Below are 26,328 nucleotides of genomic sequence, written 5' to 3'. Positions count from 1 at the left end.
ACTGATTTTGAATCATATTTTTTCAGCCTTGATGGCCTACGTTGAGATACAAAAGAACCAGTTTGAGCGGATCTTTGAAAATGTATATCGTTGGCAGAAGAAATTATTTAGACCAGTTATCAAAAACTTCATTGATGACTTTATTCTCGATAAAAATCATCTGCTACCACAGAGAATCTATAAATAATAGTGCGTAAGTCCTATATTATATAAATATGAAAAATATAAGCTACTCCTTTAGCCTATTTTTCCCATATTTTTTCTCAATTTTTAAATAACTTAAGTCTTTATCAATACAATAGAAGACTCACATCATCTACAGTAATTATTGATTTCGCGCTATAAAATCAAAAACAAACCGAAGAAAAACAAAAACATGTCAAATTACATTATCTTACTCAGCATTATCCTGATCATTCTTGTATTCATCATTAGCGCATATCAGTCAAGACGACGTAAACCTATCAAACCGCGTACACTCACAGCCAGAGAAAGCAAACTTGCCAATCTTGCCGATGGTATCGAGCTAATTTTCACGCCTATTTTTTGGATCATTAAGCTCATGATCGGGATATTCAAATCATAAAGCTGTTGTTAACGATTTTTTGAATTTAATCATAAAATCGTGTTTGCACCATATTGAAAATCACTCAACAGGAATACAATCTGCACATTCTCCCATCCCGCCCTTACCATGTCGAAAAACCTCGCTACGCTGATTGGCTTAAGTGCCATTTTACAGTGGTCGTCTATCGTGGGATTGCTCAAGAAAATCAGTTTTAGTATTGGGCCTGATCTGGCTGTACTCATGATGTATAGCTTAAGCACCCTGCTCTTACTGGCTGTTTTTGGTGTTCCCAAACTCAAAACCATCCCCAAGTTCTATCTGCTCAGTGCAGCTACATTATTTCTAGTGTATGAAATCTGCTTTGCCTATGCCGTAGCACTCGCACAAACTGCACAGCAAGCCATTGAAATCAGTCTAGTGAATTATTTATGGCCGAGTATGACCATCGCTATGCTCATTCTATTTCATGAACTAAAATTTCACAGCTTAGTGGTGGTGGGGCTCAGTATTAGTCTGGCAGGTATTTTTTATATCCAGACGGGCAACGGCGATATTCATTTAGCAACCGTCATTCACAATATACAAGCCAATCCAACCAGTTACATTTTGGCATTTATTGGGGCGAGTTTATGGTCGTTATATTGTGTATTTACCAAAAAATACAGCCAAGGACATAACCCGATCGTGTTCTTTTTCGCGATGGTAAGTGTGGTTCTCTGGAGCAAGACGCTGCTGTTAGATCACGAACAACTGCCACAACTTCTTAATATTGACTTGAATATTATGCTGTATATGTTGCTGGTTTCTGTCGTAACTGGCTTGGGTTATGCAGCGTGGAATATCGGAATTAACCAAGGTAATATTGCGATGCTGGTCGCGTTATCTTATTTTAGCCCGATCTTTTCGTCTATTATTTCGATGTGGGTACTGAATACCAGTCTGTCCCACACCTTTTGGATCGGCACGATGATGGTCACCTTAGGTTCTTTTATTTGCTGGCTGTCGACCAACTGGGATGAAATTCGAGACCGACTGTTTCCAGGCAAGCTTTATAAAACTTAAACCACATTTTTGCGGTTTAAGTTTTATTTGTATCTGCAATCCATTAACGGGTGATGCCTAGTTTATTCCACACGTCAGGTGTCAAGAAAGTCGTGACCAGTTTATTCAAATCTACATAACGCAGCACACCCTTCAGCTGATGATTCACTTCCGGATTATTCAGGATTTCTTCACCCGTGGTACGGCCTAGGGCCTGAAAACTATCGCCTACCGCTTCCAGGCCTTCAGATTGAATAACAGCCTTTGTTTGAGCTGCACATTGCTCTACCAGAATCCGCTGTAATACCGCCGCCAAATTTCGATCCAGGTTTTCCTTCTGCTGAGCAGTCACATTGCTATAAGCCTTCAAGTCTGGATGTGCAGACAAAGCCACAAAGGTCCATTGCAGTACCGTCGTTTTATCCGTGGCAGTCGTCGACTTTACCAAACAGTCACTCAGCTGATCTACAGCAGGACTGGCCATACTCACTTGTGCTGCACCCAATAAGGTTGCACCTAGAAAAAATGAACGAATACGAGAAGAACTTTTTAAACCCATCACCACTTCCTTTTAATATGACATCAGCATTTTGGCGCTGAAAATAGTTTCTTTGTATCATGTAAAAAGGAAATATACTGATAGAACTCTGTAAAACCTGAACTGGATTTAAAATTAATTCAGATGAAAAATTTCATCCCATCATGTTATTCATTAGATGGTGATATTGATCGAGTAAACTTAGCGTTATTATTCAAATTAAAACAATAAAAATAATCATGATGACTGCAAACACCTTTAACAGCATCCTTCCTTGGAGACTGGTTGTGTTCTTTAGCTTGACCGTATTGTTATTGATCCATCCTGTTTTTCGAAGATGGATGTTCGAATCGCGCGACTTGCCCAGCAAACGCAGTCGGATCTCATCCTCTATATCCGACCTGATTGAACTGATTTTTTATCCCATCTTCTGGTGAATCAAAATCATCATACGGATTCTGGATTAAATGCGTTTAATTCAGTGCTTATTTGATCTGTCTCAACATATTCTTCGCCCCACTATGATTATAGTTATTAGACAGATTCTGTAGCACACGCTTGGCCTGAGTTTTAGCATTCGGGAAACGGTTGGCATAGGCCGGAATCCCGTTCAAACAGCGAGCAACCAGCATACCAGATTCGGTATAAACCCGAGTTCCCTCAGTCCCCTGCAATTTGCCATAATTGTAGGCACGCTGCGCATTATTGCAGGCATTATTCAGGTTCTTGCCACTATTAATATCACGGCGTGCTGCCACATAGAGCTTCATCTGCTGCTGTTGGGGTGTTTCTACCACTGAAGCTCTCACGGGGACTACCCTCGTCGCGATCTGTTTTTTCTCTAACTCTTTTCTTTCTAATTCCTTTCTCTCTAATTCTTTCCTTTCCTGCTCTTTACGCGCTGATTCTTTAAGTTCATTCGTGCTCTTCGTTACAGGCGTTTTTATCGATGCAGCAGTCTTTTTCTGGGTAGCGACAGTGTTCTTATTTGCAGCAAGGTAAAAGTTTCTTGCCTCAGTCGCACTCATCAACTTGGTCAGCAATCGAACGCTACGGTTCTGGCTGGTTTTATCGACCTGTCGTTCAGAAACCGGCTCGATCGAGACGATCCAGCTTTCAGCCAGGCCATCCATACGACACTGATAGGCGCCGCTTCCCTGTACCACACCTCGGTTTGTACTCAGGCGTTTGCGTTGGGCAGGATCTGCCACTGCATTAAAATTACTTCTATACAATAGGGAAAGTTTACCGCCTTGTTCATGACAATATTGCGTCAGGATCGAACGCGGATACATGGCCTGAGTGCTGTTATTTTTCTGTGCTTGCCCCCAAAGATAAATATAATCTTTTGCACTGCCATCACGTTGATTCAAAGCCCGCTTGGCGATTAGCTCTTCCGGACTGGCAAAAGGATGTAAAACCCCTGATTTCAGCCGACTCACGCTATTACATCCCGCCAAGCCTATTGCCCCTATTATTAGAATTATTACGTTTAGCTTCACAGCAAATATCTCAACCCCAAATTCCCGTATAACATAGCCTAAATAGCAGCAAACAACAAACACAAGATGTTGATAAGTATCAAATTTAAAAGATAAAAAGGAGGCACATCATTCACAACCCTATACATTATGCCAAGCCTCAGCCTATAAAAATTGAGATAAGCATCCTTCTGGCGCGTAGTTAAAGGATAAATAACAGCGGGATTGAATCAGAAATAAATAGAACACCATATAAAAAGCCGAAGAAAGATAGCAATCTTTCTTCGGCAGCTTATTCAAGATAATGGTACAGATCTTTATTATCATGTGTAAAAAATTACTTTTTACCCTCTATAGCATTGTCTAAACAAGATCAGCATCAGAATAATTTCCTCAACGTACACTTCTTATTTTTATACGTTAAACCGCTGGAAATTAAACTCCATCTTCGCTGGTCATTAAGATTCTAATCAGGAAAACCAGACCTGAATACCCCTATATTGGGATGTTTTGCTCCTATTTGATCTGATCTGACCAATGGTCAGATCAAGCTTTTCGATTAGATGTTAACGTCGATTTAGATATAAAAAGACAAAGATAAAATCATTTGGCTTTTACAATCTAATGGGTAACTTAGAAAAAATTAATCCAGATGGGATTCAAATGCTTTTAAACGTTTATAGATCGACATCAGCTCAATAATGGTCGGCCACGATAAAATCAGATATTGGAAAGACTCACGTACTTTTCCAAATACATTCAGGATTTGCATCATCAAACCCAGGGTGATCGTTCCTGCTGCAATACTCGGAAACAGGATAAATAATCCATAGATATTGTCTAACTGTAAGTACCAGATCCGGACCAGGTTGAAATAGGCATAGTGAAAATACAGACGGAAATAATTCCAGCGTACCCGGCTAAACAGTTCTTGCAGTGTCAGCGGATGAGCCCGATCAGCATGATCCTCTCCGTACACCAGTTCTTTACGGTAAGCAGCCTCGACTTTCTGGTTATTAAACTCCAGTCCTGGCAGTTTCATCCCGACCACCATCAAAATGACGGTACCCAATACGGCCCATCCAATAGAAGCCCACATTAAAGCATGCGGTATTTCTCCCACAATTGGCAGAACCTTTACATGACTTGAAAGCTGGTACAGGATAGGCAGAAACGCCATCAATAACATCAATGCTTCAATCAGGGAAACACTCAGCTGTTCCGTGGTTTTGGCAAAGCGCATGGTATCTTCCTGAATACGCTGGGATGCGCCTTCAATATGACGCAATTGTTCCCAATGTGCCGTGTAATAGTTATTCATCGCGGTACGCCAGCGGAACACATAATGGCTGACGAAAAACATATTAAATACGGCCAAAGTGACGTAAATCATGGCGATATAAATAAAGGTTAAAGCTTCTTGATAGAGAAGTGAAACATCTCCGCCACCGCTGCCTAGCATTTTCTGGATCTGGTCATAAAACGGGCTATACCATTCATTTAAAACGACATTGACCTGTACTCCAAACCAGATATTAAACAGGATAAAAGCCGAGCCCCAGACTGACCAACGCTGCCATGGATGTTGTGCTTTCCACGTCCAGAAGAGAGCAAATATGGCAGTGGCAAGAAAAAACCAAAGGTAGAACCAGAGAAACTTGGCTGACCAGAAACGACTGATACCGATAGCGAGACTTTCCTCAGAATAGCCTTCAGGGAAACCCAAATAGACTCCCCATCCTGATCCGCCAGTATGCCAAAGCACAAGATTAAGGATAAACCACAAAATCAGGCTGCTAAAAAACCAGACAGGTTGCGGAAAAAATGACTTGAACATGCTGACCGAGTTCTCCTTCTATATTTGGGTCATCCAAATGACGCCTAGTTTATTCTTATTTTAGACTTTTACTGTTATAAAGCATTAATTTTCAATTTAGTTTAAAAAATAACATAGCGATGCATAGTCCCTTATAAAATTTATTTTTATAGATTTTCAAAACGTATTTTTCTCTTAATGAGTCTTTTTATTCTTGATCAGCCTATCTAAAGCTCCAGAGGCAATCAGGTGCATGAATCATCAAGTTTTTGCCTTATGTATTTTTAAATCCTGTACATCAGTACGGCCTGTCTGTTTTATTAAAAACGAATATAGCTTCTTAAAATTCTATAAATAGAATGAAATCAAATACTCAATAAGGCCTTTATAGATGTTTAGATAAAGGTTTTGCTGCTACTGAAGTAAATAAATCATTGACCCAGTTCTCATTTTTTGGAGAAATAGTTAAATTTTCAAAAATCATGCTATGATTTAACTCTCGAAAAGTAATCTTATTTTGGAATAAAACTATGGAAAGTTCGGTAATTGAATTACTTAAACCATTGACCTTAGAAAAGGAAAATTGTACCCCGATTATTTTTGAGGCAGGCACTGTTTTGAAAGTGGTCATGCAGACTCCCACCAGTCTTTTGGTCAGTAATGATGATGACTTTAACTTCACAATTCCTTTAAAAGATGAAAATGAGCTGTGGAGAGAGCTCTAAGCACTTTCTCCATTTTGAACAGACGGGTTGTATCTGTGCCAGCTGCTGAATTGATATGATACGGCCCTCAACTAAGCTTCCTTTTGAATGTAAGTTATCGTTATTTTATTCCCTTCTTAAAATTCATTTCTCTTCTTTTCTGAGAAGTCCTTAGCAGTCTAAGCGGGATATGATTCGTACAAAAAATAACTTTATAGTTGAAAATCCACCTATTTTTTGGCCTGGACTAAATAATTTTCACCCGTTTTTCCCTTTTTATGTAAGTTCCAGTACTTAAAGGATCTTCTTTCCTTACACACCTTTTCTTTAGCTTAACTTCATCTAAGCTCAACGTCTTGATTTTGAAACCTGAATATTCTAGCTATTTATGACCAGTAAATTAAAAAAACCTCAGTCTATATGAGTGAATTTTTATACCAAATGATAAAATTAAAAATCTAATAATGAGAAAAATTTAAATCTGTAAAACTAATTTAAAAAATCCTTAAACATCGTCAAATTTTTATATCCGATCTAAAGAAAATTATAGAGCAATAAGTTCTTATCCTGTAACACTCTAATAGCCCCCATATCTTCATGACCTTTTATATATTTAAAAAATAATAATTTTCAACAGCTTGTCTTCTATTTTTTCACTCCAAGAATAGGGTTAATTATTTTCATCCAAAAAATTCATTTTAAATAAAATCAACTTATATTATCTACATTTAAAATAAATCAAATTTTAAAAATAAAATACTAAATTATAGCGATTAAAATTTTAAACAACTCAAGCAATCACATTGAATATTATGGCTTAAATAAAAAATAATCCTAAATAAAAATAAATTAATAAAAAACAGTCAGAGCATTATCTTTAAAATTTATTAAGAATAATATCTTTTACATGAAAAATATTTCCAAATTTTACAAAGTAACTGTACTTGTTAAAAATGTTTCTTTTCTGCACTTAAATCCAGTCTATTAAATGAAATATGCTATATATTTATTAGATTAAAAATTAATCAGGCAGTTTTAAAATTTAAATTAATTTTATTTCAAATACTTAGGTGGAGTTTATGTCCGCTCAACACTCTGGTCAAGATGCAGAAGATTCACTTATAGTGCCTTCTCCTCTATTAGCTCAAGTGATTTTAACTCAACTCAATCCAGTTATTTATTCTCATAAGCTTATTTTATTTCTTGATATTGATGGAACTATTTCCGAATTCCATCCTGATCCAACAAAAAATATAATTAAAGATGAAACCTTAAATACCTTGAAAGAGCTACAACAATATATTGAGTTGGTATTAATCACTGGTCGTTCTATTGCACAAGCTCAAAAACTTATTTATCCCTTTGACTGGAATATTGCCGGCTCACATGGTCTGGAATTAAACTATCAATCGCATTTAAGTCATTTAATTGATTTAAATTCTGAGCAATTTGAATTATTAAAAAATTATATTACTGAACATAGCGCTCAGCTTCCTCAGATTCGAATAGAAAAGAAAGACTATTCGGTCGCACTGCATTTTCGTGAACATCCACATTTAGAAGATCTGGTGCATACATTTGCATTGGATTGTCTGACCCACTTTCAAGCATTTGAACTGAAGGCCGGGAAGTTTGTATTTGAGCTGGTACCCAAAGGTGCAAACAAAGGTTCAGCCATTCAACACATTCACCAGCAAGCTCATTTAAGTGATCATTACCCTATTTTTATCGGTGATGACCTGACCGATGAAGCTGGCTTTCAGGTGATTAATAGCTTAAAGGGCTGTTCCATTAAAGTCGGCACGGGCAACACCGTAGCACAACATCGGCTCGAAAACGTAACACAAGTACAAGCTTTTTTAACGGAGCTTTTAACATTATTTAAAGCACAACAACAATTATTGGAGAAATCACATGTCAAAACTCATTGTGTTATCAAATCGTGTGAATCTACCTAACCCAGACAATACACAGGCAGGTGGATTAGCGGTGGCTTTGCAGGATGCTTTGCAGGATATTGGCGGCATTTGGGTCGGCTGGAATGGTTCCAGAGTCGATCATGGCAAAGAGCAGAAGTTTCAAATCCTCAAACATCAGAATGTTGAATATCATACGAGTCCTTTGACTGAGCCCCAATATCAGGGTTTTTATTGTGGTTTTGCCAATAATGCCTTATGGCCGCTGATGCATGATCAGCATCAACTTGTGGATTATCAGCCACAGGATTTCAAAACCTATAAAGATGTCAATTTACGCTTTGCCAAGCATCTGAAACAGGTCGCCTCTCCCCATGACATCATCTGGATTCATGATTACCATTTTTTAAGTGTGGCGCATTACTGTCGAAAACTGGGTATGCGTAACCGTATTGGTTTCTTCCTGCATATTCCTTTTCCTGAACTGAAACTCTGGCAGACGTTACCGGCCTATCAGGATCTGGCGCATCATCTGGCTCACTTTGATGTACTCGGATTTCAAACCCCACGCGATCAGAAAAACTGTATCCAGTTTCTGGAACAGACCTTAAAAATCAAGCATCGTCATGATGAAATCCTGAATTATCAGTCAAGACGGATTTATGTGAAATGTTATCCAATTGGCGTGCATCCGGTTCAACTGAAAAATCAGGCGGCTGATAGCCAGCTTAACAAATTACCTTTTGATCTCGAGACAGTCCGTCCTTATAAACGCATTATTTCGGTCGACCGGATTGATTATAGTAAGGGTTTACTGGAGAAAATCGGATCCTTGCAAAGCTTGCTGGAAGATCAGCCCGAATTTAAACATCAGTTTCAGCAACTGCAAATTGCCTGCCCATGCCGACTGGATGTCAAAACCTATAAAAACCTGTATGAGCAATTCCAGTCTGCCGTGCAGGAACTCAATACCCAGCATGGCACAGCAGACTGGCAACCTTTCGATTGCAGTTATGAAACCTTAGGTCATGAAGCCTTAATGCAACTGTATCGTAAGGCAGATATTTGCTGGGTAAATTCGATCCGGGATGGTATGAATCTGGTGGCGAAAGAATATATTGCGGCGCAGAATCCACTCGATCCGGGTGTTTTAATTCTGTCTAAATATGCCGGTGCTGCCGAACAAATGAAAGAAGCCTTGCTGGTCGATCCTTATGAGCATGACAGTATGTCCAAAGCCTTGAAAAAAGCGCTGCGCATGTCTAAATCGGAGCGTTTAGAACGTTATCGTTATTTAAGCCAAGGCTTGAAAAACTTCGATATTATTCGCTGGCGAGATCAATTTATCACTGACTTGAAAAAATCACAGAGTGTACGAATCTATCGTCCGGTGGCTAGCGGAATTTCCACCCAGTTCAGTGTGCATGCTTAAATACACACCTGAAAAAAACACCAGCATTATGCTGGTGTTTCGTTTTGTAGCGGAGAAATAAGCTCTTCGGCCGCTTGTGCATCTTTTGGATCTGCAGTCAGATGATTCAAAATCACAATACTGAATAGACCTATCGCAATCACACTAAACACCAGACTCAAGCCAATAATTTCACTGCCGAAACCGACCAATGCCGGTCCGATCAGTGAACCTGTGTATGCAAATACCGATACATAGGATAATGCCACATGTGAAGCCAAGGTTTTTTGACGGCCTGCACGTGAAAACATTAACGGTACAATATTAGCACTGCCCAGACCGAGAATGGCATAGCCCAGCAACACTACTTGCCAGACTGGTGCAAAGACCACAGTCAATAAACCTGTTGCAGCCAAAATTGCACTCAGTAGAATGGTATTTTTTTCACCAAACTGTTGAATAATGAGATGTCCGCTGAAACGACCCAATACCATCAAGGCCGCAAAGAAGCTATAAGCCAAACCAGTTTGAGCCGCTGGCAAATTGAACTGGCTGGCAAGATAAATCCCGCTCCAGTCCATCGCTGCGCCTTCGGACAGGAACGCCACAAAACAGATCAAACCGATGCCTAGAATCGCCAAGGTGGGTGCTGCTTTTGTCGCTGACTGTTCTGATGAGGAGGTTTCCTCTAGCACTGTTTTTGGCTCAGTCCCCAAGCTAAAAGGAATAGCCAATATTGCAATCAATAGCAAAATCGCACTGACAATAACTGCGCCAGTTAAAGGCGCTAGACCGAATCCCATTAACGTGGTCATTCCCAGCACACCGGCCAGACCACCGAGGCTACATACGCCATGGAAACCCGACATTAAACTTTTAGCAAGTTTTTTCTCAACCTGTGCGGCCTGAATATTGACTGTCACCCCCAAAGCACCAGCACTGGCCCCAAAGAAAAACAGGCTGATCGCCATCATCAAATGATTCGGGCTATACGCCAAAGCAGGCAAAATAAACAAAAATGCTGTTAACACCACAGCCAGAACAGCACGGCAACCTAATGTATTGGCGAGTCGGCCTGCCAGTGGCATCGCCAGCATGGATCCAATTCCGGCACAGAGTAATAATAGACCAAAGTCTGCATGATTGAGTAACAGGCGCTGCTGTGCATAGGGAATTAAAGGTGCCCAAGCTGCGGTACTAAAACCCAAGCTAAAGAAGCACAATGCAGTCGCTATTTTCTGCCATAGATGGGGTGATGGAGACTGAATTCGAGAAAGCAGAGTTTGATTAAACATTGTATTACCTAAAAAGAAGGCTCAGGCATCCATTACCGATCATCCATAGAAAAACCCCACTGACTTATAGCTGAAATGTATAAGTAGGCGGGGCTTAATTTGCGTGAATTATAAACAGAATAATTTTAAATGGAATAGCTTTTAGGCACTAATTTCAAGATTTTTTACAAGTGGCTGATTGTATAAAATTTATAATTTTGTAATTTTATTTGCATAGGCTGATCGGTTTTTCAACGGCTTCTTTAAGCTCCAGATTTTGCAGAAAATGTGCAAAACCGGCTGCAATTTTTGAGCTAAGCCGACTGCTGGTGGTCACTCTGAGCTGATTCGACCAGATAATCTTTGCCCCGACATGTTCTAGGCGATGGATGAAATCGACATCTTCATGACAGTCCAGTTGCTGAAAGCCGTTTACCTGTAGATAAGACGCGGCCTTAAAACATAGATTTGCCCCATGAATATGACGGTGATCCATCTTGTCCTGATAATGACTCAGATAAGTCTGACGGGCTAATGTGCTTAAATGCCCCCATTCATCCAGATCGACCACCCCACAAATCACATCCGCCGGTTGGTGCTGCAACATGACCTGAAACCAGTCACGCTGTACAAAAGAATCGGCATCGGTACAACAAATCCAGTCACAACCCTGCTCGATCATGTGCTGAACGCCTAGATGACGTGCCTTTCCTACATTTTTAAAATGACAACTGATCGTCTGGATTCCCGACTGCTGAACTTTGCTTGCAGTAGAATCGGTGCAACTGTCTAAAACCACCAGAATCTTGATCTCGGGCAGAACTGCTAATTTTCCCACATGCTGAAAGAAGTAAAGTCGTGCAGATTTTAATGCTTTCAGGCAACGTTCAATATAGGCTTCTTCATTACAGGCCGGAATCACCACCGCAATTTTCTTCATTTCAAGCCCTCCAGCTCTGCCACAGATTGCGCAGAATTCAGCCACAGATCGACCAGAAAGTCTGAATCCTGTACGCTGAGATTATGCTTATATTTTAACTGGGCTTTTAATTGTCGATGTACCTCTTCACCATTTAAGCTAAATCCTGCAATCGGCGCGCGCCAATGACAACTCAAGATACATCCACCGGGTTCGAGTGCAGTATGCAACCATGCCAGCACCTGTTGTAATGCGGCCGGATCTAAATAATATAGAATCTCACTAACCACAATGAGCTGAAATTTCTGTTGCGGCAAGTGATCTGGCACAATCCGCTGTAGTACCTGTACATGCGGATAAGCATGTAAACGCTGCCGAGCCAATTGAATAGCAGTTTCGTTGGCATCCAGACACATTAAAGTTGCTGTTCGCTGCGCCAGTTCCTGACTGAAGATGCCATTACTACAACCAATTTCAATCGCGGAGTCAAACTGCAAACGCGGCAAGACCGCCAGACAAATCTGCCGTTTGCGCTGTTCATACCAGCGTTGTTCATAGTGCCAGGGATCTCCCTGATTCAGCGCATACAAGGCATCAAAATATTCCTGATCATAGGCTACTTTACTATTCATACAGATACACCTCCCAGGGTTGTAAAATACGCTGTAATGCCTGCTCTGGCAGAATGGGTGCCTGTTCTATGCTAGGGTCAAGCTCGATCTGACTCTTAAAACACCGCGCAGCTCGAGACTTATAGTGCAATTCTCGATCAGTCAATTTGAGTTGATGAGCGATGGTCCAGGGAATTCTGGTATCTCCAGGTGTGGCCCAATGCCAGGCCCAAATCAGGACCTGAATACAGGATAAGTGCCGTTCGGTTGCTAGCTGTTGGGTGACCTGCCCTGCAATTTCATGATCTGGATGTCCATCATGCACAAAGGTGGTAATGAGCACATCATTGGGCTGCAAATAAGATTGCAAATGCTGTTTCAGCAGTTCTCGCTGTTCTGCGACCTGGCCATCCTGAATATCCAGCGCAATCCGCAGAATATTCTGCTTCAATGCTAACTCTTCCAAAGCTGCTCGCGTTTCAGCAGGACGAATCTGGTTCAACTCTTCCGGGTTATACAAAATCGAGTCTGGATGGCTGGCGGTACCATTGGTAACGGCAAAAAGTACAATCTGATATCCCAATGTGTCCAGACGCTGAATCAGACCGCCACAACCCAAAATTTCATCATCCGGATGCGGGGCAATAATGCAGACTCGGGCATCTGATGGAATAATGCTGGGAATATCGAATTCCGGCATCTGTTGCAAAATCTGGCAAGAGCGCCATTCTTCAAGCCGTGTACCTTCGCCATGGATGACACGGTCTTCGACAATCTCGTGTCTTATAATGTCCATAACTCTTCCTCCTGCACACTCAATTCACCAATCCGTTCCAGATCAAAGGCGGCATGGCTCTGACGAATAAACACCGGCAGATCGGCTGCAAGTCGGGCAAAATGTGGCTGCTCGCAATACGGTGCAGCGCCAAGGGCCTTACCCACCTGAGTCAGCACGTTTAAAGCGGTCGCTTCAACCTGAGCACGCAAGGCCTGAATCTGTAATTGATGGGGAAATTTAGGCTGCTGATCAATTAAATCTGCGACTTGATAAAACAAAGCCTGTGTCGCTAAAAGCTTCCGACTGATTTCACCGAGATACATGGCCTTATAGGCATGCGGTTTTAACAAGACAGCCTGTTTTAAATATTCAGCCAGACGCACGGTTGCGCCGTACCAGCAGGCAGCCACGCCGGCAGCGCCATGCCAGAAGCCCGCCCGATCCAGATAAGCATTCGGCGCTGCAACTTTTTTAGCATTAACCTGATTCAGTTCAAGCCGGGCAGTCAAGGTATGCTGCATGCCCACCGCCTGCCAAATGTCCGTATGATGCTGAATACCTGCTTGTTGCAGATCAAGAATCAGCAACTGTGATCGTTGCTGCTCATCACGATAAGTCAGCAGACCATATTGCACCCAGACCGAGGCAGAACACCAAGGCTTTATTCCTGTAAGTTTTCCGGCGTCTAATGTTAAAGGGCTTGGCCCGCCTTCTGCCGCCCAGACTGCCCATAGACCTTTTTGCTCTAGCGGAATATTCAGTTCATGCAAAATGGCCAAGGCATCCAGATGTGATTCAAACAGTTTGCCCAGACTCAGATTGCTTGCGGAAACCTGACTAAGCATCCGCCAGCATTTTAAGGTGTTTCCAGAAGCGGGATAAGGAATCTGATCGGAAATCGATACCAGTTCCATCAGGGTCTTAGGAATTTTTTCTTCTAGCTCCAGCGGAGAATTTTCAAATCTTTGTAATATTGAACCGAGGTTCATGCAGGTTCTTCCTCATAAAATACGGCACTGTTGTTATGTTTTAAAGTCAGTTAATGGGAAAGTTTTCGCATTTGTTTTAACCGTGTGGTCAGGCCTAATAACTTACGGCGTGCCATGATTTCTTCTTCATTGAAACAAAGTTGCTGCATCAGTTCAGCTAAAGGCAAATGGTTATGCTCAATCAGATAGATGTCCTGTTCTCGATTCCATTTGGCTTGCTGTACCTGTGCCAATAACTTTTTGGCATCCGGTCTTACCATATTATTTATCCATTTTGAAACCAGAAGGATAGAAGCCGCCAAGGCTCCTATCCTCTAGTCGTTTAGGCAGGAATGCTTTCTGCAACCAGTTCACGCGCCCAGACACGATGGTTCATGATCAAAGTCTTGAAGCTGTCTTGTACCGCGTCAAACTGTTCATGCGTCAAAGTCCCTTCATCCCTGATCAGGCGCAGATCTTCAATCAGCTTGGCTTTATCGCCCAGGAAGATAATCGGTTTCAGGTGCTTATACGCTTCCAGCAGATAATGAGTCGCCACACCATCTTTCATCACCACATCATAATTATCACCATCAGTAATCACCACGGCATCATAGGCAATCGATGGCTCGGCTTTTTGCATACCGTCAGAAGGAATTACCTCGCCTTGCTGACCCAGTACCGGACCCGGTTTCGGGGTCAGTACATCGACCACAGCACCCTCTGATTCTGCCCAGGCTTGAACGGCTTTGATACTGGCCTCATTGGCTTTATCGTGTACCAGTAGCGCGATTTTCCGTGCCTTAATATCTTCGGGTTTAAAGGCCTCGAAAGATAAACGCGGTGAAACCTGTACCTCTGGCAATGTTGCCGCTTTTTTCTCTGCCGGAATTTCAATGCCCAATTGATCCGCAACTTGCTGAGCCAAGTCCAAGTCGATGTTACACAGCACTTCCAGTACTTCACGCTCACGAATATATTTGCGTTCTACCTTGCTCAGTTCGAAGACATAGGCATCGACAATATGTTTTTGTTCATGGGGTGCCTGGCTGCGATAGAAAAGACGAGGCTGACTGAAATGATCACTAAAAGATTCACTGCGCTGACGGATCTTGTGACCATCAATACGTTCCTGATAGCTTTCAAAACCACCATCTTGTGCTGCTGGCGGAGCTTCAGCCGGCCAGTGATCATCAATCGAGTTTGGTTCATAACTGGCTTGACCGGTATGTACAATACGCTGATGTAACCCATCACGCTGATTATTGTGGAACGGACAAACCGGCTTGTTGATTGGAATCTGGTGGAAGTTTGGACCACCTAAACGGCTGAGCTGGGTATCGGTATAGGAGAACAGACGTGCTTGTAATAAGGGATCATTGGTAAAATCTAGTCCCGGCACAATATGTCCCGGACAGAATGCTACCTGCTCGGTTTCACCAAAGAAATAATCGACATTACGGTTCAGCACCATTCTGCCAATCGGCGTCACCGGCACCAGTTCTTCCGGAATAATTTTGGTTGGATCCAGCAAATCGAAGTCATATTTCATTTCATCTTCTTCTGGAACGACCTGTACACCGAGCTCCCATTCTGGATAATTCCCGGATGCAATCGCTTCGTATAAGTCACGACGATGGAAATCCGGGTCTTTACCCGCCAGTTTTTGTGCTTCATCCCAGACCAGTTGGGCGAGACCCTGTTTTGGCGTCCAGTGAAATTTCACAAAAACCGCTTTATTTTCGGCATTGATCAACCGGAAGCTATGCACCCCAAAGCCTTGAATGGCTCTTAAATTACGCGGAATACCCCGGTCCGACATGGCCCACATCACCGCATGCGCTGATTCAGGCACTAAAGAAACAAAATCCCAGAACGTATCATGTGCTGATGCACCGGTTGGAATTTCAGTTTGTGGCTCAGGCTTCACCGCATGTACAAAATCCGGGAACTTGATCCCGTCCTGAATAAAGAATACCGGCGCATCATTCGCCACTAGGTCAAAATTACCTTCATCAGTATAAAACTTGGTCGCGAAACCACGAATATCGCGTACAGTATCTGCCGAACCACGCGGCCCCTGTACCGTAGAAAAACGTACAAATACCGGCGTTTGTACACTGGTATTGGTCAGAAAGCCTGCCTTGGTCAGCTTTTCATTGCCTGGATAAGCTTCAAAAAAACCATGTGCACCGACACCACGCGCATGCACAATACGCTCCGGAATACGTTCGTGGTCAAAATGTGTGATCTTTTCACGCAGAATAAAATCTTCCATTAAGGTCGCACCACGAACGCCTGCCTTGAGACTGTTCTGGTTATCGGAAATTTTAACCCCTTGATTGGTGGTGAGTGCCTGCTCGGTCGCATCACTGCGATATACGTCAAGCTGCTCACTCTTTTTATTGGTATTTTGCTTATCTAAACCATTTTTGCCTGTGGCTGGACTATTCGCCTTAATTTTCATGATGTTTTCCTTGCTGAGATTGAGTTTAGTGCAGATATTTTTGCCTATCTCAAAGTCGCTTGAGCTTATATGTCTCGCATGGGTTGGCCAATAACATGATTCCCGCAAACCCAGTTGCTACAGCCAATTCTGTCTCAAGTCAGCACTTCATCTCTGTGTTCTGTCTCGTAGGATTTTGCTTTCTGGGATATTGTTATTGACCGCGCCTGTGTCCTAACATAACTGCATTTAGGAAAGAGGTTTATTATTCTTTGTTGTGCCTTGTTTAATTAAGGCAGCGTTGTATTATTTTTTTATAAACCCCCTCTTTTTTTATGATCTTTGCACACAGCCATCTCATTCATTTAAAAGAGATATAAAATTTTAGTCATGCTATGTTGCAATAAAAGTTCTTCAGGCAAGATGTGATAGTGCGTACAAATCCGTCATCATGAATCAGTGCAATATTTCCATTCTGAAATAGCTAAGGCTTTTTTCAACGTTCTAAATCTGTTGGGATAATTATCGCTAGGTTGATAAAGAGAAATAAGTTTATTAAATTGAAAAGTTACAATCCTCTCTGCAGGCTATACATAATGACTAAACTTCCTGCCTGTCTATTGATCTAATATCTATAACTTATAAACACTTAAATCTTTCAGCTTGTTCATATTGATGATGCAAATTAAGTTTCAATTCGGGAGTCATCATCAAGATCGAACCCTCGTTTGACTCGGACTTCGAATACATCTGGCTTTATTTTAATACACAGCATGTTGTTAAATTTTAAGGAGTAAGAGCATGGCCTCTTCTAAAAAAGAATCTAAAGCAATGAAAATTGATATCGGAATTTCGCATGATGATCGTGCCAAGATTGTCGATGGTTTATCCCGACTATTGGCAGACAGCTATACCCTGTATTTGATGACCCATAATTTCCACTGGAATGTCACCGGTCCCCAGTTCAATAGCCTGCATAATATGTTTATGACCCAATACACCGAGCAGTGGAATGCGCTGGATGTGATTGCTGAACGTATCCGGGCCTTGGGTTTTGCAGCACCTGGCACCTATAAACAGTTTGTAAAACTGACCTCTATTAAAGAGGTTGAAGGGGTGCCAAAAGCTGAAGAAATGCTGCGCCTACTGGTCGATGCCCATGAGACCGTAGCACGTACCGCCAGAAGTATTTTTGCAGTGATTGAAGACGCCAATGATCAACCAACAGCGGATATTTTGACCCAGCGACTAGATGTACATGAAAAAACTGCCTGGATGCTCAGAAGTAGTCTGGATCAATAAAGCATGATTAATCGCATTTGAGAGCAAGCGGATGAGCGGGATGACACGAGGGTGTTGCTTAGCCGATTAGAACAATCCCAAAGATATGACCTTTAAAATGAAGCACTAAAAACTTGGAGGATGTATGCAGTCGTGTACATCCTCTTTTCATCACCAGGTTTTAAGAATTGAGGCATTCAGGCATGAAAATAATTCAGCGGCAGTTTTAAATAGGAAATACCATTGGCCTCTGCTTCAGGAAATTGACCGGCACGTATATTGATTTGAATCGCCGGTAAAATCAGTTTTGGCATACCTAATTGGGCATCGCGTTGCTGGCGCATTTCAATAAATTCAGCTTTGGCCATCCCCCTGTGAATATGGATATTATGCTGCTTCTGGGTCTGAATATCGGTTTCACAGACAAAGTGATCACGGCTTTCCGGTAAATAGTCATGGCACAGAAATACCCGGGTATCATCCGGCAATTGATACAGTTTTTGCACCGAATCGAATAGCGTTGCCGCACTGCCTTTGGGAAAATCACAACGTGCAGTGCCATAATCTGGCATAAACAAGGTATCACCGACAAAGACTGCATTCCCGACCACATAACTCAGACAGGCCGGTGTATGCCCCGGTGTCGGAATGTTATAGGCCTGTAGTGAACCAATATTGAATTTTTCATGATCCGCAAACAGATAGTCAAAAGGCTGAGCCAGATTGAACTGTTTCATATCCAGATGATAGATCGCGCCAAAGACTTCCTGCACAATAGAAATATGCTGGCTCATGGCAATCTTGCCGCCCAACTGTGAATGCAGATATTGCGCTGCGGTCAAATGATCTGCATGCACATGGGTTTCCAGAATCCACTCAACCTCAAAGTTCTGCTGTCGTATATAGGCAATAATTCGATCCGCATGTCTGGTCGATGTACTGGCAGAAGCGGCATCATAATCCAGCACGCTATCAATCACCGCACATTTTCCAGTGGCCGGATCACCCACCACATAGCTAAAAGTATGGCTATCTTCATGAAAAAAATCTTGAATTACGGCGCTATGACTCATGATGATGCTCCTGACCATTGACGATGTAGATAAACCCCTGCCAGCATGGCCATAATAAAATAAGTAGCCTGATAGTGGCCTAAACCAATGAGTGTCAGACTGGGTGCCGGACAGATACCGGCAATTCCCCAGCCGATACCAAATAAAAGACTGCCGCTCATCAGTTTAGAATCAATTTTCTGATTAGTCGGTAACTGGATCGGCTCATGAAATACAGTTTTAGCTACCGGATTTCGCGTGGCTTTCTGAAAAGGAATAAAGGCGACCATAATCGCGCCCAGCATCACAAAGGCCAGACTCGGATCCCAGTCGCCAAAAACATCCAGAAAATCCAGAACCTTTTCAGGATTGGCCATACCGGAAATCATCAAGCCAACTGAGAATAAACCACCCCATAAAAATGCCAGCAGATTTTTCATTTTAGCGCACTCCAATCAGGTGACGAATCACATAAACTGTCATAAATCCAGCCCACATAAATACGGCTGTAGCCAAGATTGAACGTCTAGATAAACGGCTGATGCCACAAATCCCATGGCCACTGGTACATCCCGAGCCTAAACGGGTGCCAAAACCGACCAGTAAACCTGCAATGATCATCATCCAGGGACTGGTATTCAGTTCGATTTCAGGTTGTATACATCGTCCATAAGCAAATGGAATGATGATGAGACCCAATAAAAACCACAGAGCTGGCGTCTTGAAAATGCTTTTAGGATTAAGTACCTGTCCAATCAGACCACTAATGCCCGCGATCCGGCCATGAATATACAGATAGCCGACCACTGAAACACCAAGAAGTAAACCACCGAGAAAAGCGCTCAGGAAGTCATGCATCATATTTCACTTTCATCATTATATATTTTAATATTATATTTAATTAAATATTATTCAAGTTCTAGTCTGTTTAACTTATTTGATGGAAGATGATTATAGGCTCAAATCCAATGCATGCTAAGCTCTCTGGTTTCAGCCCTAGTCAGCTGTGACTAATAAAGAAATAATCTGGATCGGATCAATCTAATATTTGAAATATTGTCTAAGTTTCAATTGGATGAACCGTATGGGAATCACTTTCAATCCGGCCATCGACCAGATTAATGGTTCGATCACAGGTGGCGGATAGGCGCGGGTCATGTGTCACCAGCAGAACGGCGCAGTCGCGTTCACGATGCACTTTACGAAACAGCTCAAACATGTCGGCGGCGGTCTGCGTATCCAGATTACCGGTAGGCTCATCGGCCAGAAGTAAGGCTGGCTCTGTAATCAAAGCCCGCGCAATCGCAATCCGCTGTTGCTGCCCCCCGGAAAGCTCGTTCGGTTTACGATCAGCAAACTTTTCCAGCCCCACTGCAGCCAGCAAATCCCGTGCCCGTTGTAAGCCTTGCTGTCCGGGTTTGCCTCGCGTCATCATCAAGGGCATTAAAATATTATCCAGTGCAGTAAATGCCTGAATCAGGTGATGGAACTGAAATACAAATCCAATACTATTGCCACGTAATGCAGTCCGGCCACGATCATCCATGGCACTGGTCGGCTGTCCCAGCAAATACAGCTCGCCACTACTCGGTTGATCCAGCAATCCCAGAATATTCAATAGCGTACTTTTTCCGGAGCCAGAAGGCCCAATCAGAGCAGCAAAATCCTGGCGTTCAATACACAGATCAATACCATGCAAGACCTCAATTTCATTGGGCTGACCAATATTATAAGATTTGTGCAGCGCTTCTAAACGCAGGACTTCTTGAGATGGTTCAGACATGACGAATCGCCTCCACCGGATCGAGTGCCGCTGCCCGGCGTGATGGTACTGCAGCGGCCAATACCCCTGTTAATGTCGCCAACAATAAAGCCAGAAGTACCAGCTCGATCGAAATCGGGATATAAAATAATCCGGGGCCAAAATTATTAAATACCCAGACCAGACCATAACTGGCTGCACTGCCAACGACCGAACCCAGCAGACCAAATATGGCCCCCTGAAACAGGAAAATTCTTAAAATTTGTGACTGGGTGGCGCCTGTCGCACGCAAAATACCAATTTCCCGAGTACGCTGTACCACGCTGACGGACATGACACTGGCAATGCCAAAAGCCACTGAAATGGCGACAAAAACAATAATCATATTGGTAGACAGGCTCTGTGCAGTAATCGCATTCATCAGCTGTGCATTGGTTGAAATCCAGCTTTCAGCCTTTAATGAGGTCAGGCGCCCCACTTGGGCCGCAATGTCATCAGCCTCAAAAATATCGTTAATGGTCAGATCAATGACAGTTACACCACCGGGCAGGCCGAGTAAAGACTGTGCCTGTTTCAAGTCCAGATAAACATAACGCGCATCCAGTTCACGCACGCCCAGTTCAAATATGCCGGCAATATTTACCAAGGCACTGTTTTGCTGACCGGTATCCAGTCGCAATTTGCTACCGACCTGAACCCCCAGATCTTTGGCCAACTGACTGCCGATCAGTACATCGTCTGCGCCAACACGTAACTGACCACTGGTTAAATATTCTTTCAATGGAATGATCTGCTGATAACGCTCCAGATCCATTCCGACCAAGGCCACGGATTCAATCGCATCACCGCGTTGTACAAAGGCCGGCCCGGAGACCACAGGCGACACAGCAGTTAATATCGGCAACTGATCCAGCGTTTCGGTAATCTGCTGCCAATTATTGATGGAACGCAGTCGTTGTGCGCGTTTATCTTCCTGTAACAATTGCACCGTCCCGGCAGGCGGCGGCACAATCCGGTTGACTTCATCGGGTGAGAGCAGACGGATATGTGCCTGTGTACCTAATGTACGTTCGACAATATTGGCCTGTAGCCCCTGAATCAGGGCCGTGATAAACACAATCACCGCCACACCAACGGCGACGCCCACCGTGATCATAATGGACTGCGCGCGACCTTCGCGCAAAAAACTGATCGCGATTTTCCATTCGATCCAAAGCCGCTCGAAAAATTTTTTCAATCGAATTTCACCGGTAATTCATTCTTGCTATCGGTCGCGTCAGTCGAGCTCATCAATGAGCTATCTTGTGGCTTGAGACGGACTCGCGCACCCTCTTCCAGTAACGATTCGGCATTGGCCAGCACCTGATCACCCTCACTCAAACCTGAAGTTACTTCTGACATGGCCAGACCCCGTAAACCTAAAGTCACCGGTTGGCGCTGGATTTTTCTATCACGTACCAACACGACCACTGCCTTATTGCCTTTAATATTACTAAGCGCATCGTTCGGAATAGCCAGTGCCCGCTCCCGTTTATCTGTCTCGACATTGACCGATACGGTCATGTCCTGACGCAGAAAATCTGGCACCGGGTTGACGGTTAATCTGACCTCTACCGTGCCCCGCTGCGGATCAATGCTCGGTGCAATAAAGTTAATGCGGGCCGGAAAAGACTGATCCGGATAAGCATCGCTAATCACGGTGGCATTTTGCCCTAAGGCCAGTTGCGGTAAATTCCGTTCATCGAGTGGCACCCGGATTTCTGTATTGCCCGTTAAGGCAATGGTAAATAAGGTTTGTCCTGGTTGAACCAGATCGCCTGGCTCGACATCCCGTGTCAGTACTGTACCTGCGACCGCAGCCCGAATTTTGGTTTTTGCCAGTTGCGCCTGCGCCACTGCCAGCTGTTCCCGAAGCGATGCTTCTTCAACTTGTCCCGTAGACAATGCCGCTGCTTTTAGACGAACGGTTTCATAATTGTTGCGGGCAACTCTTTCTGCCTCTAAGGCCTGTTCTATTTCTTCAGCCGACAGGATGCCCGCTTCGGCATTACGTCTCCGTGCTGCTTCACGACTGGCCTGTTCCAGTTGTGCTTTGGCACTGGCCAGTTCTGCTGTCGCCTGTGGTCGTCTGCTGGTGGCCAATTCAGTCAGTGCCAGTTCAGCCTGTCGTACTTGAGCCAGTAATTCATCCGATTTCAGCACCACCAAGAGATCACCAGGTTTCACCTGATCTCCTTCCGTGACCCGCCGCTCAAGCACTACGCCACTAATTTCACTGCCCACCTGAGCACGCGAGACTGTCGCCACGCGTCCGGTGGCCACTACATTTTGTATCAGCGGCATGGTGTTCAAGGTATAGCTTGGTAGAACCGGCCCCTGCCACCAGCGGAACAGAGCAAAACCGACTGCCAGTAGCAATAAGATGATGAGCAAAATTTTATAGCGGGCAGCGCGCAACTGAGAATCTCCGGTTGATGCATCGAATATTGAATAAGAAAGATAACGCTTTATTTATTTTCTTCGAGTGTCTAATTTACAACAGGTTCCTGCATAGATTTATAGATATTTTGTTGAGTTTGAAAAGAATGTTGAGTTCCTGTCCACTTTTTTGAGCCAGCTTAAGTCGGTGTCAGTGAATTTAATCAATAACAGATCCAGATGCGGGATCAGGTAATAGAAAATTGTATTGAATTTATCTTGAGTTCAAGGAATGGGAGCTTTCATTAAAAAAACAGGCTGGATCGTAATGGATCTAGCCTGTTCAATCGTTTGGGTGTTAATTGGATGTTAGTTAAATATTAGACCGTACGACGTAATGGCTGATCACGTTGCGCCAGACTTTCACCCATCGGCACGAGTCGTCTATCAAGATCAATCTTTTGCCAAGGCAAGTCATTCGGGTCTGCTTTCATGGCCCCAGGCGCTTTCGCGACCAAAATGGCAGCAGCCATGTCCTGAAAATCTGCACGAAAATGTACCGAACTTTTCACCACGATAATCGTTTTATCTTCAGGCACAAGACCAAAAATTCTAAACATATTACGATCGAGCAACTGGGCTTTGTAGGAACTGACTGCAATTTCAATACCGTCTATTTCCAGCAACACACTTGGGCCAATATCCGCCTCAACGCCATGCATCATAGGCCCGCCATAGCTGAATTTTCCATCGCTATAGGCTTTGATTTTAAATTCAGCGCTAAATGGGGAATCCCCGGCAATACCCGATGTTCCACCCAGTTGCGCATAAAAATTCTGACCAAGCTCAAGCTGATAGGCTTGCTGCGCCACCGCAGGATCTACAATGAGGCCAATCAATGCATTTTTAACCTGATGTCGATGTAGCGCCGATAGCATCCCGGTCGTATTCGAATCACCACCGGCTCCCGGATTATCCTGAGTATCGGCAATCACTACGGGTCTGGTCGAATGATGCTGTTGATAAAGTTGAAGTGCCTGCTGCACGGCATGATCCGGTGATAAGAAATCCATATTCCAATGCGCTTCTTGTTGCAGCACATGGGCGATATAGCCTTGCATAGCCTGATCTAACTGCATAGCGTTTTCACTATAGCCCCAGATACAACCACCACATTCGGCAAAGTCTGCCGCCGGAAAACCCGGCGTGAAATTCATCTGGACAGGATTATTTTGCTCTAACTTTTCCAGTAAATTCATACAAGACTGGGTAGGTTCCAGCTCGGTACATTGTGCATTCAGCGCAATCAAAAATGGCAGCTTATACATTTGCTTGTGCAGCTTTTTACCCCGGAATATTTGATCCAGCAGTTGGGCACAGCGTTGTCCGGTTTGAGCCATATCTACATGCGGATAGGTCCGATAGCAAATCAACACGTCACTATGGGCAAACATCGCTTGCGTGACATTGGCATGGAAATCCAGACTAGCAATCACCGGAATGTCCGGACCAATGGCCTCGCGAACCCGTCTTAATAATTCTCCTTCGCCATCATCCACCTGTTCACTGACCATGGCACCATGCAGATCCAGATACACTGCATCTGCCGGATGCTGCTGGATGCTGGAAATAATTTCATCACAGATGCGCTGGTAAGTGTCCTGCTCTATATGCGCTGAAGGTGAAGTGCCAGCCCAGATCACTGGCAAAAGTTGATAACCGAATTGTTCTGCTTGTTGAATAAAACCGCCAATCGGAATGTTCTGTTCCCGAAATTTCAGGATATCTGCGCCACGACTAAGTGGAGGAAATCCCCCACCCTGGACAAAATCGGCGTAGCTTGCTTTGGTCGGGGCAAAGGTATTGGTTTCATGTTGAAAGCCCGCAATGATGATTTTTTTCATATCTTGAATCCTTCCTATGCTGCATGATTGATTATTTATCAACGATTAAAGCGGCGCGTGTTGTTTGCTGAGGAGCAGCTTGCTTTTTCAGTCTGAAGGCATAAATCAGGAAAGCGCCACCGAGCATCATGATCACAGCAATCGTGAACCAGCCTGCCAACATGGAACCGGTCATTGACTGCGCCATGCCCATAATATTTGGACTGACAAAACCACCGAGTAATCCAATACTGTTAATTAAGGCAATTCCGCCTGCTGCTGCACTACCGCTTAAGTATTTCGATGGAATCGACCAGAAAATGGTATAGGCACTAAACATAAAGGCCGTTGCGGTACAGATCGCAATAAAGGAAAGCAGGAAATTTGCACTGATCACCGACAACATCAAGCTAACTCCGGCCAATACCGTCGGCACTACACAATGCCATTTCCGTTCCTGCCATTTGTCCGAGCTACGGGCAAAGATGATCATGAAAATTGCGCCGCATAAATACGGGATTGCCACCAACCAGCCAATCATCTGCAAATTCTGGATACCGCCCGATTTCAATAAAGATGGTAGCCAAAAGCCAATCGCATAGATGCCACAGATAATGGTGAAATAGGCCAAGGCCATGAAATAAATCCAGGGATCCTTTAATACTGCTTTAAAATTGCTATGACCGCTTGCAGACTGATGCTGTGAAATTTCTTTCACCAATAAGGCTTTATCCTCTTGAGACAGCCATTTTGCTTGTGAGGGATGATCGGTTAAATAAAAGTACGCTACGCAGCCCAATAGCACGGTTGGTACAGCTTCCAATAAAAATAACCATTGCCAGCCAGAAAGATTATAAATCTGATGAAAAGTACTCATGATTTGTGTGGATAAAGGTGCACCTAACATGCCAGCCAGTGGTCCGGCTAGCATGACAATCGCCATGACACGTGCCATGCGTGCACCGGAATACCAATAGGTCAGATAGAAAATCATGCCTGGGGCAAAACCGGCTTCGAATACACCTAGTAAAAAGCGCAAGATATAAAACATTTGTGGGGTGGTGACAAATAGCATCGACATGGAGGTCAGGCCCCACAAAATCATGATGCGGGTAATGGTTTTTCTGGCGCCGACTTTTTCAAAATACAGATTGGTTGGCACTTCAAACAGGACATAACCTAAAAAGAATATGCCGGCTGCCATGCCATAAATCGCATCGTTAAAGCCCAACTCCTGCTGCATTTGTAACTTGGCAAATCCGATATTGATCCGGTCCAGATAAGCAAAGAAATAACACAGCAATAAAAATGGCAGCAGGCGCCAGCTTACTTTCTTGTAAATCTGGTCTAACCGTTGTTGACGGGAGGTGATTAAATCCATCTAAAACTCCTTTTTATCTAGATCTTCTTATTGTTCAAAATCCATGTAATCATGCTCCTGACTTGATAACAATGTAATTT

The 26,328-nt window shown here is 43.4% G+C and carries 23 protein-coding genes and 1 pseudogene; 5 read left to right on the top strand and 19 right to left on the bottom strand.

The window, feature by feature from the left end; genetic code table 11:
* Both FTU87_RS06405 and yddG read left to right on the top strand, forming a co-directional pair.
* Positions 1-187, top strand: a pseudogene (locus FTU87_RS06405) (IS701 family transposase); the annotation flags it as partial.
* Positions 188-694: 507 nt separating this feature from the next.
* The gene (gene yddG / locus FTU87_RS06400; protein WP_180096848.1) at positions 695-1,630 is read left to right on the top strand and encodes an aromatic amino acid DMT transporter YddG; all 936 of its coding nucleotides are present in this window, start codon (positions 695-697) and stop codon (positions 1,628-1,630) included.
* A gap of 43 nt (positions 1,631-1,673) precedes the next feature.
* Here the strand turns inward: yddG and FTU87_RS06395 are convergent, their stop codons facing one another.
* The 4 genes from FTU87_RS06395 to FTU87_RS06380 all read right to left on the bottom strand — a co-directional run bounded on the left by FTU87_RS06395 (position 1,674) and on the right by FTU87_RS06380 (position 6,075).
* Positions 1,674-2,168, bottom strand: a complete 495-nt coding sequence (locus FTU87_RS06395) for a hypothetical protein (RefSeq protein ID WP_180096847.1) — start codon at positions 2,166-2,168, stop codon at positions 1,674-1,676.
* Positions 2,169-2,632: 464 nt separating this feature from the next.
* Positions 2,633-3,589, bottom strand: a complete 957-nt coding sequence (locus FTU87_RS06390) for a hypothetical protein (RefSeq protein WP_180096846.1) — start codon at positions 3,587-3,589, stop codon at positions 2,633-2,635.
* 682 nt (positions 3,590-4,271) lie between these two features.
* On the bottom strand, positions 4,272-5,465 hold the full coding sequence (gene sbmA / locus FTU87_RS06385) for a peptide antibiotic transporter SbmA (protein WP_005096155.1): 1,194 nt from the start codon (positions 5,463-5,465) through the stop codon (positions 4,272-4,274).
* Between the two features lie 364 nt (positions 5,466-5,829).
* On the bottom strand, positions 5,830-6,075 hold the full coding sequence (locus FTU87_RS06380; RefSeq protein ID WP_005172124.1) for a hypothetical protein: 246 nt from the start codon (positions 6,073-6,075) through the stop codon (positions 5,830-5,832).
* Positions 6,076-7,227: 1,152 nt separating this feature from the next.
* Between FTU87_RS06380 and otsB the strand changes: the two genes are divergently transcribed.
* Both otsB and FTU87_RS06370 read left to right on the top strand, forming a co-directional pair.
* Positions 7,228-8,106 (top strand): trehalose-phosphatase, encoded by an 879-nt coding sequence (otsB, locus tag FTU87_RS06375; RefSeq protein WP_180096845.1) that lies wholly within the window; start codon positions 7,228-7,230, stop codon positions 8,104-8,106.
* A complete protein-coding gene (locus tag FTU87_RS06370) occupies positions 8,063-9,496 on the top strand; it encodes a trehalose-6-phosphate synthase (RefSeq protein ID WP_100328863.1) in 1,434 nt (477 codons plus the stop codon). The genes otsB and FTU87_RS06370 overlap by 44 nt, the downstream gene beginning before the upstream one ends.
* Positions 9,497-9,522: 26 nt before the next feature.
* Here the strand turns inward: FTU87_RS06370 and FTU87_RS06365 are convergent, their stop codons facing one another.
* The 7 genes from FTU87_RS06365 to katE form a co-directional block, all read right to left on the bottom strand.
* A complete protein-coding gene (locus FTU87_RS06365; protein ID WP_159516395.1) occupies positions 9,523-10,770 on the bottom strand; it encodes an MFS transporter in 1,248 nt (415 codons plus the stop codon).
* A gap of 205 nt (positions 10,771-10,975) precedes the next feature.
* Entirely contained in the window at positions 10,976-11,689 is a 714-nt protein-coding gene (locus tag FTU87_RS06360) for a glycosyltransferase family 2 protein (RefSeq protein ID WP_005096144.1), read from the bottom strand.
* A complete protein-coding gene (locus FTU87_RS06355) occupies positions 11,686-12,300 on the bottom strand; it encodes a class I SAM-dependent methyltransferase (protein WP_100328866.1) in 615 nt (204 codons plus the stop codon). Before FTU87_RS06355 ends, FTU87_RS06360 begins: the two co-directional genes overlap by 4 nt.
* Positions 12,293-13,075, bottom strand: a complete 783-nt coding sequence (locus tag FTU87_RS06350; RefSeq protein WP_180096844.1) for a PIG-L deacetylase family protein — start codon at positions 13,073-13,075, stop codon at positions 12,293-12,295. The genes FTU87_RS06355 and FTU87_RS06350 overlap by 8 nt, the downstream gene beginning before the upstream one ends.
* Entirely contained in the window at positions 13,063-14,046 is a 984-nt protein-coding gene (locus tag FTU87_RS06345) for an acyl-CoA dehydrogenase (protein WP_180096843.1), read from the bottom strand. Before FTU87_RS06345 ends, FTU87_RS06350 begins: the two co-directional genes overlap by 13 nt.
* A gap of 50 nt (positions 14,047-14,096) precedes the next feature.
* Positions 14,097-14,306 (bottom strand): hypothetical protein, encoded by a 210-nt coding sequence (locus tag FTU87_RS06340; protein ID WP_005172145.1) that lies wholly within the window; start codon positions 14,304-14,306, stop codon positions 14,097-14,099.
* Positions 14,307-14,368: 62 nt separating this feature from the next.
* Entirely contained in the window at positions 14,369-16,492 is a 2,124-nt protein-coding gene (gene katE / locus FTU87_RS06335) for a catalase HPII (RefSeq protein WP_180096842.1), read from the bottom strand.
* A gap of 780 nt (positions 16,493-17,272) precedes the next feature.
* Here katE and FTU87_RS06330 point away from each other — a divergent pair.
* Positions 17,273-17,773, top strand: a complete 501-nt coding sequence (locus FTU87_RS06330) for a Dps family protein (RefSeq protein ID WP_005096135.1) — start codon at positions 17,273-17,275, stop codon at positions 17,771-17,773.
* 176 nt (positions 17,774-17,949) lie between these two features.
* Here the strand turns inward: FTU87_RS06330 and FTU87_RS06325 are convergent, their stop codons facing one another.
* From FTU87_RS06325 to FTU87_RS06290, 8 genes are all read right to left on the bottom strand, one after another.
* On the bottom strand, positions 17,950-18,825 hold the full coding sequence (locus FTU87_RS06325) for an MBL fold metallo-hydrolase (protein ID WP_100534452.1): 876 nt from the start codon (positions 18,823-18,825) through the stop codon (positions 17,950-17,952).
* The gene (locus FTU87_RS06320; protein ID WP_005096132.1) at positions 18,822-19,244 is read right to left on the bottom strand and encodes a YeeE/YedE family protein; all 423 of its coding nucleotides are present in this window, start codon (positions 19,242-19,244) and stop codon (positions 18,822-18,824) included. The genes FTU87_RS06325 and FTU87_RS06320 overlap by 4 nt, the downstream gene beginning before the upstream one ends.
* A gap of 1 nt (position 19,245) precedes the next feature.
* Positions 19,246-19,662 carry a YeeE/YedE family protein gene (locus tag FTU87_RS06315; RefSeq protein ID WP_100357595.1) on the bottom strand — a complete coding sequence of 139 codons (417 nt, stop codon included), beginning with the start codon at positions 19,660-19,662 and terminating at the stop codon, positions 19,246-19,248.
* 202 nt (positions 19,663-19,864) lie between these two features.
* Positions 19,865-20,587 (bottom strand): ABC transporter ATP-binding protein, encoded by a 723-nt coding sequence (locus FTU87_RS06310; RefSeq protein ID WP_159138448.1) that lies wholly within the window; start codon positions 20,585-20,587, stop codon positions 19,865-19,867.
* The gene (locus tag FTU87_RS06305) at positions 20,580-21,803 is read right to left on the bottom strand and encodes an ABC transporter permease (RefSeq protein WP_180000512.1); all 1,224 of its coding nucleotides are present in this window, start codon (positions 21,801-21,803) and stop codon (positions 20,580-20,582) included. The genes FTU87_RS06310 and FTU87_RS06305 overlap by 8 nt, the downstream gene beginning before the upstream one ends.
* Positions 21,800-23,023 carry an efflux RND transporter periplasmic adaptor subunit gene (locus tag FTU87_RS06300; RefSeq protein ID WP_100328871.1) on the bottom strand — a complete coding sequence of 408 codons (1,224 nt, stop codon included), beginning with the start codon at positions 23,021-23,023 and terminating at the stop codon, positions 21,800-21,802. The genes FTU87_RS06305 and FTU87_RS06300 overlap by 4 nt, the downstream gene beginning before the upstream one ends.
* 341 nt (positions 23,024-23,364) lie before the next feature.
* Positions 23,365-24,888, bottom strand: a complete 1,524-nt coding sequence (locus tag FTU87_RS06295) for a M81 family metallopeptidase (protein ID WP_180075972.1) — start codon at positions 24,886-24,888, stop codon at positions 23,365-23,367.
* A 31-nt stretch (positions 24,889-24,919) separates the two neighbouring features.
* Positions 24,920-26,248, bottom strand: a complete 1,329-nt coding sequence (locus tag FTU87_RS06290) for an MFS transporter (RefSeq protein WP_180075971.1) — start codon at positions 26,246-26,248, stop codon at positions 24,920-24,922.
* Positions 26,249-26,328 lie beyond the last annotated feature (80 nt).

This window comes from Acinetobacter sp. YH12156 (genome assembly GCF_013418235.1).
Classification (GTDB): Bacteria; Pseudomonadota; Gammaproteobacteria; order Pseudomonadales; family Moraxellaceae; genus Acinetobacter; species Acinetobacter pseudolwoffii.
Note: the sequence above shows the minus strand (reverse complement) of the source record. Positions and strands in the feature narration are given on the sequence as shown.

What these genes read in the sequence shown, in the direction of transcription:
- FTU87_RS06320 (WP_005096132.1), bottom strand. Translation starts at nt 19,244, where the DNA reads ATGAAAAATCTGCTGGCATTTTTATGGGGTGGTTTATTCTCAGTTGGC.
- FTU87_RS06315 (WP_100357595.1), bottom strand. Translation starts at nt 19,662, where the DNA reads ATGCATGACTTCCTGAGCGCTTTTCTCGGTGGTTTACTTCTTGGTGTT.
- FTU87_RS06395 (WP_180096847.1), bottom strand. Translation starts at nt 2,168, where the DNA reads ATGGGTTTAAAAAGTTCTTCTCGTATTCGTTCATTTTTTCTAGGTGCA.
- katE (WP_180096842.1), bottom strand. Translation starts at nt 16,492, where the DNA reads ATGAAAATTAAGGCGAATAGTCCAGCCACAGGCAAAAATGGTTTAGAT.
- otsB (WP_180096845.1), top strand. Translation starts at nt 7,228, where the DNA reads ATGTCCGCTCAACACTCTGGTCAAGATGCAGAAGATTCACTTATAGTG.
- FTU87_RS06340 (WP_005172145.1), bottom strand. Translation starts at nt 14,306, where the DNA reads ATGGTAAGACCGGATGCCAAAAAGTTATTGGCACAGGTACAGCAAGCC.
- FTU87_RS06365 (WP_159516395.1), bottom strand. Translation starts at nt 10,770, where the DNA reads ATGTTTAATCAAACTCTGCTTTCTCGAATTCAGTCTCCATCACCCCAT.
- FTU87_RS06380 (WP_005172124.1), bottom strand. Translation starts at nt 6,075, where the DNA reads ATGACCACTTTCAAAACAGTGCCTGCCTCAAAAATAATCGGGGTACAA.
- FTU87_RS06350 (WP_180096844.1), bottom strand. Translation starts at nt 13,075, where the DNA reads ATGGACATTATAAGACACGAGATTGTCGAAGACCGTGTCATCCATGGC.
- FTU87_RS06330 (WP_005096135.1), top strand. Translation starts at nt 17,273, where the DNA reads ATGGCCTCTTCTAAAAAAGAATCTAAAGCAATGAAAATTGATATCGGA.
- FTU87_RS06310 (WP_159138448.1), bottom strand. Translation starts at nt 20,587, where the DNA reads ATGTCTGAACCATCTCAAGAAGTCCTGCGTTTAGAAGCGCTGCACAAA.
- FTU87_RS06290 (WP_180075971.1), bottom strand. Translation starts at nt 26,248, where the DNA reads ATGGATTTAATCACCTCCCGTCAACAACGGTTAGACCAGATTTACAAG.
- sbmA (WP_005096155.1), bottom strand. Translation starts at nt 5,465, where the DNA reads ATGTTCAAGTCATTTTTTCCGCAACCTGTCTGGTTTTTTAGCAGCCTG.
- FTU87_RS06370 (WP_100328863.1), top strand. Translation starts at nt 8,063, where the DNA reads ATGTCAAAACTCATTGTGTTATCAAATCGTGTGAATCTACCTAACCCA.
- FTU87_RS06295 (WP_180075972.1), bottom strand. Translation starts at nt 24,888, where the DNA reads ATGAAAAAAATCATCATTGCGGGCTTTCAACATGAAACCAATACCTTT.
- FTU87_RS06360 (WP_005096144.1), bottom strand. Translation starts at nt 11,689, where the DNA reads ATGAAGAAAATTGCGGTGGTGATTCCGGCCTGTAATGAAGAAGCCTAT.
- FTU87_RS06325 (WP_100534452.1), bottom strand. Translation starts at nt 18,825, where the DNA reads ATGAGTCATAGCGCCGTAATTCAAGATTTTTTTCATGAAGATAGCCAT.
- FTU87_RS06345 (WP_180096843.1), bottom strand. Translation starts at nt 14,046, where the DNA reads ATGAACCTCGGTTCAATATTACAAAGATTTGAAAATTCTCCGCTGGAG.
- FTU87_RS06355 (WP_100328866.1), bottom strand. Translation starts at nt 12,300, where the DNA reads ATGAATAGTAAAGTAGCCTATGATCAGGAATATTTTGATGCCTTGTAT.
- yddG (WP_180096848.1), top strand. Translation starts at nt 695, where the DNA reads ATGTCGAAAAACCTCGCTACGCTGATTGGCTTAAGTGCCATTTTACAG.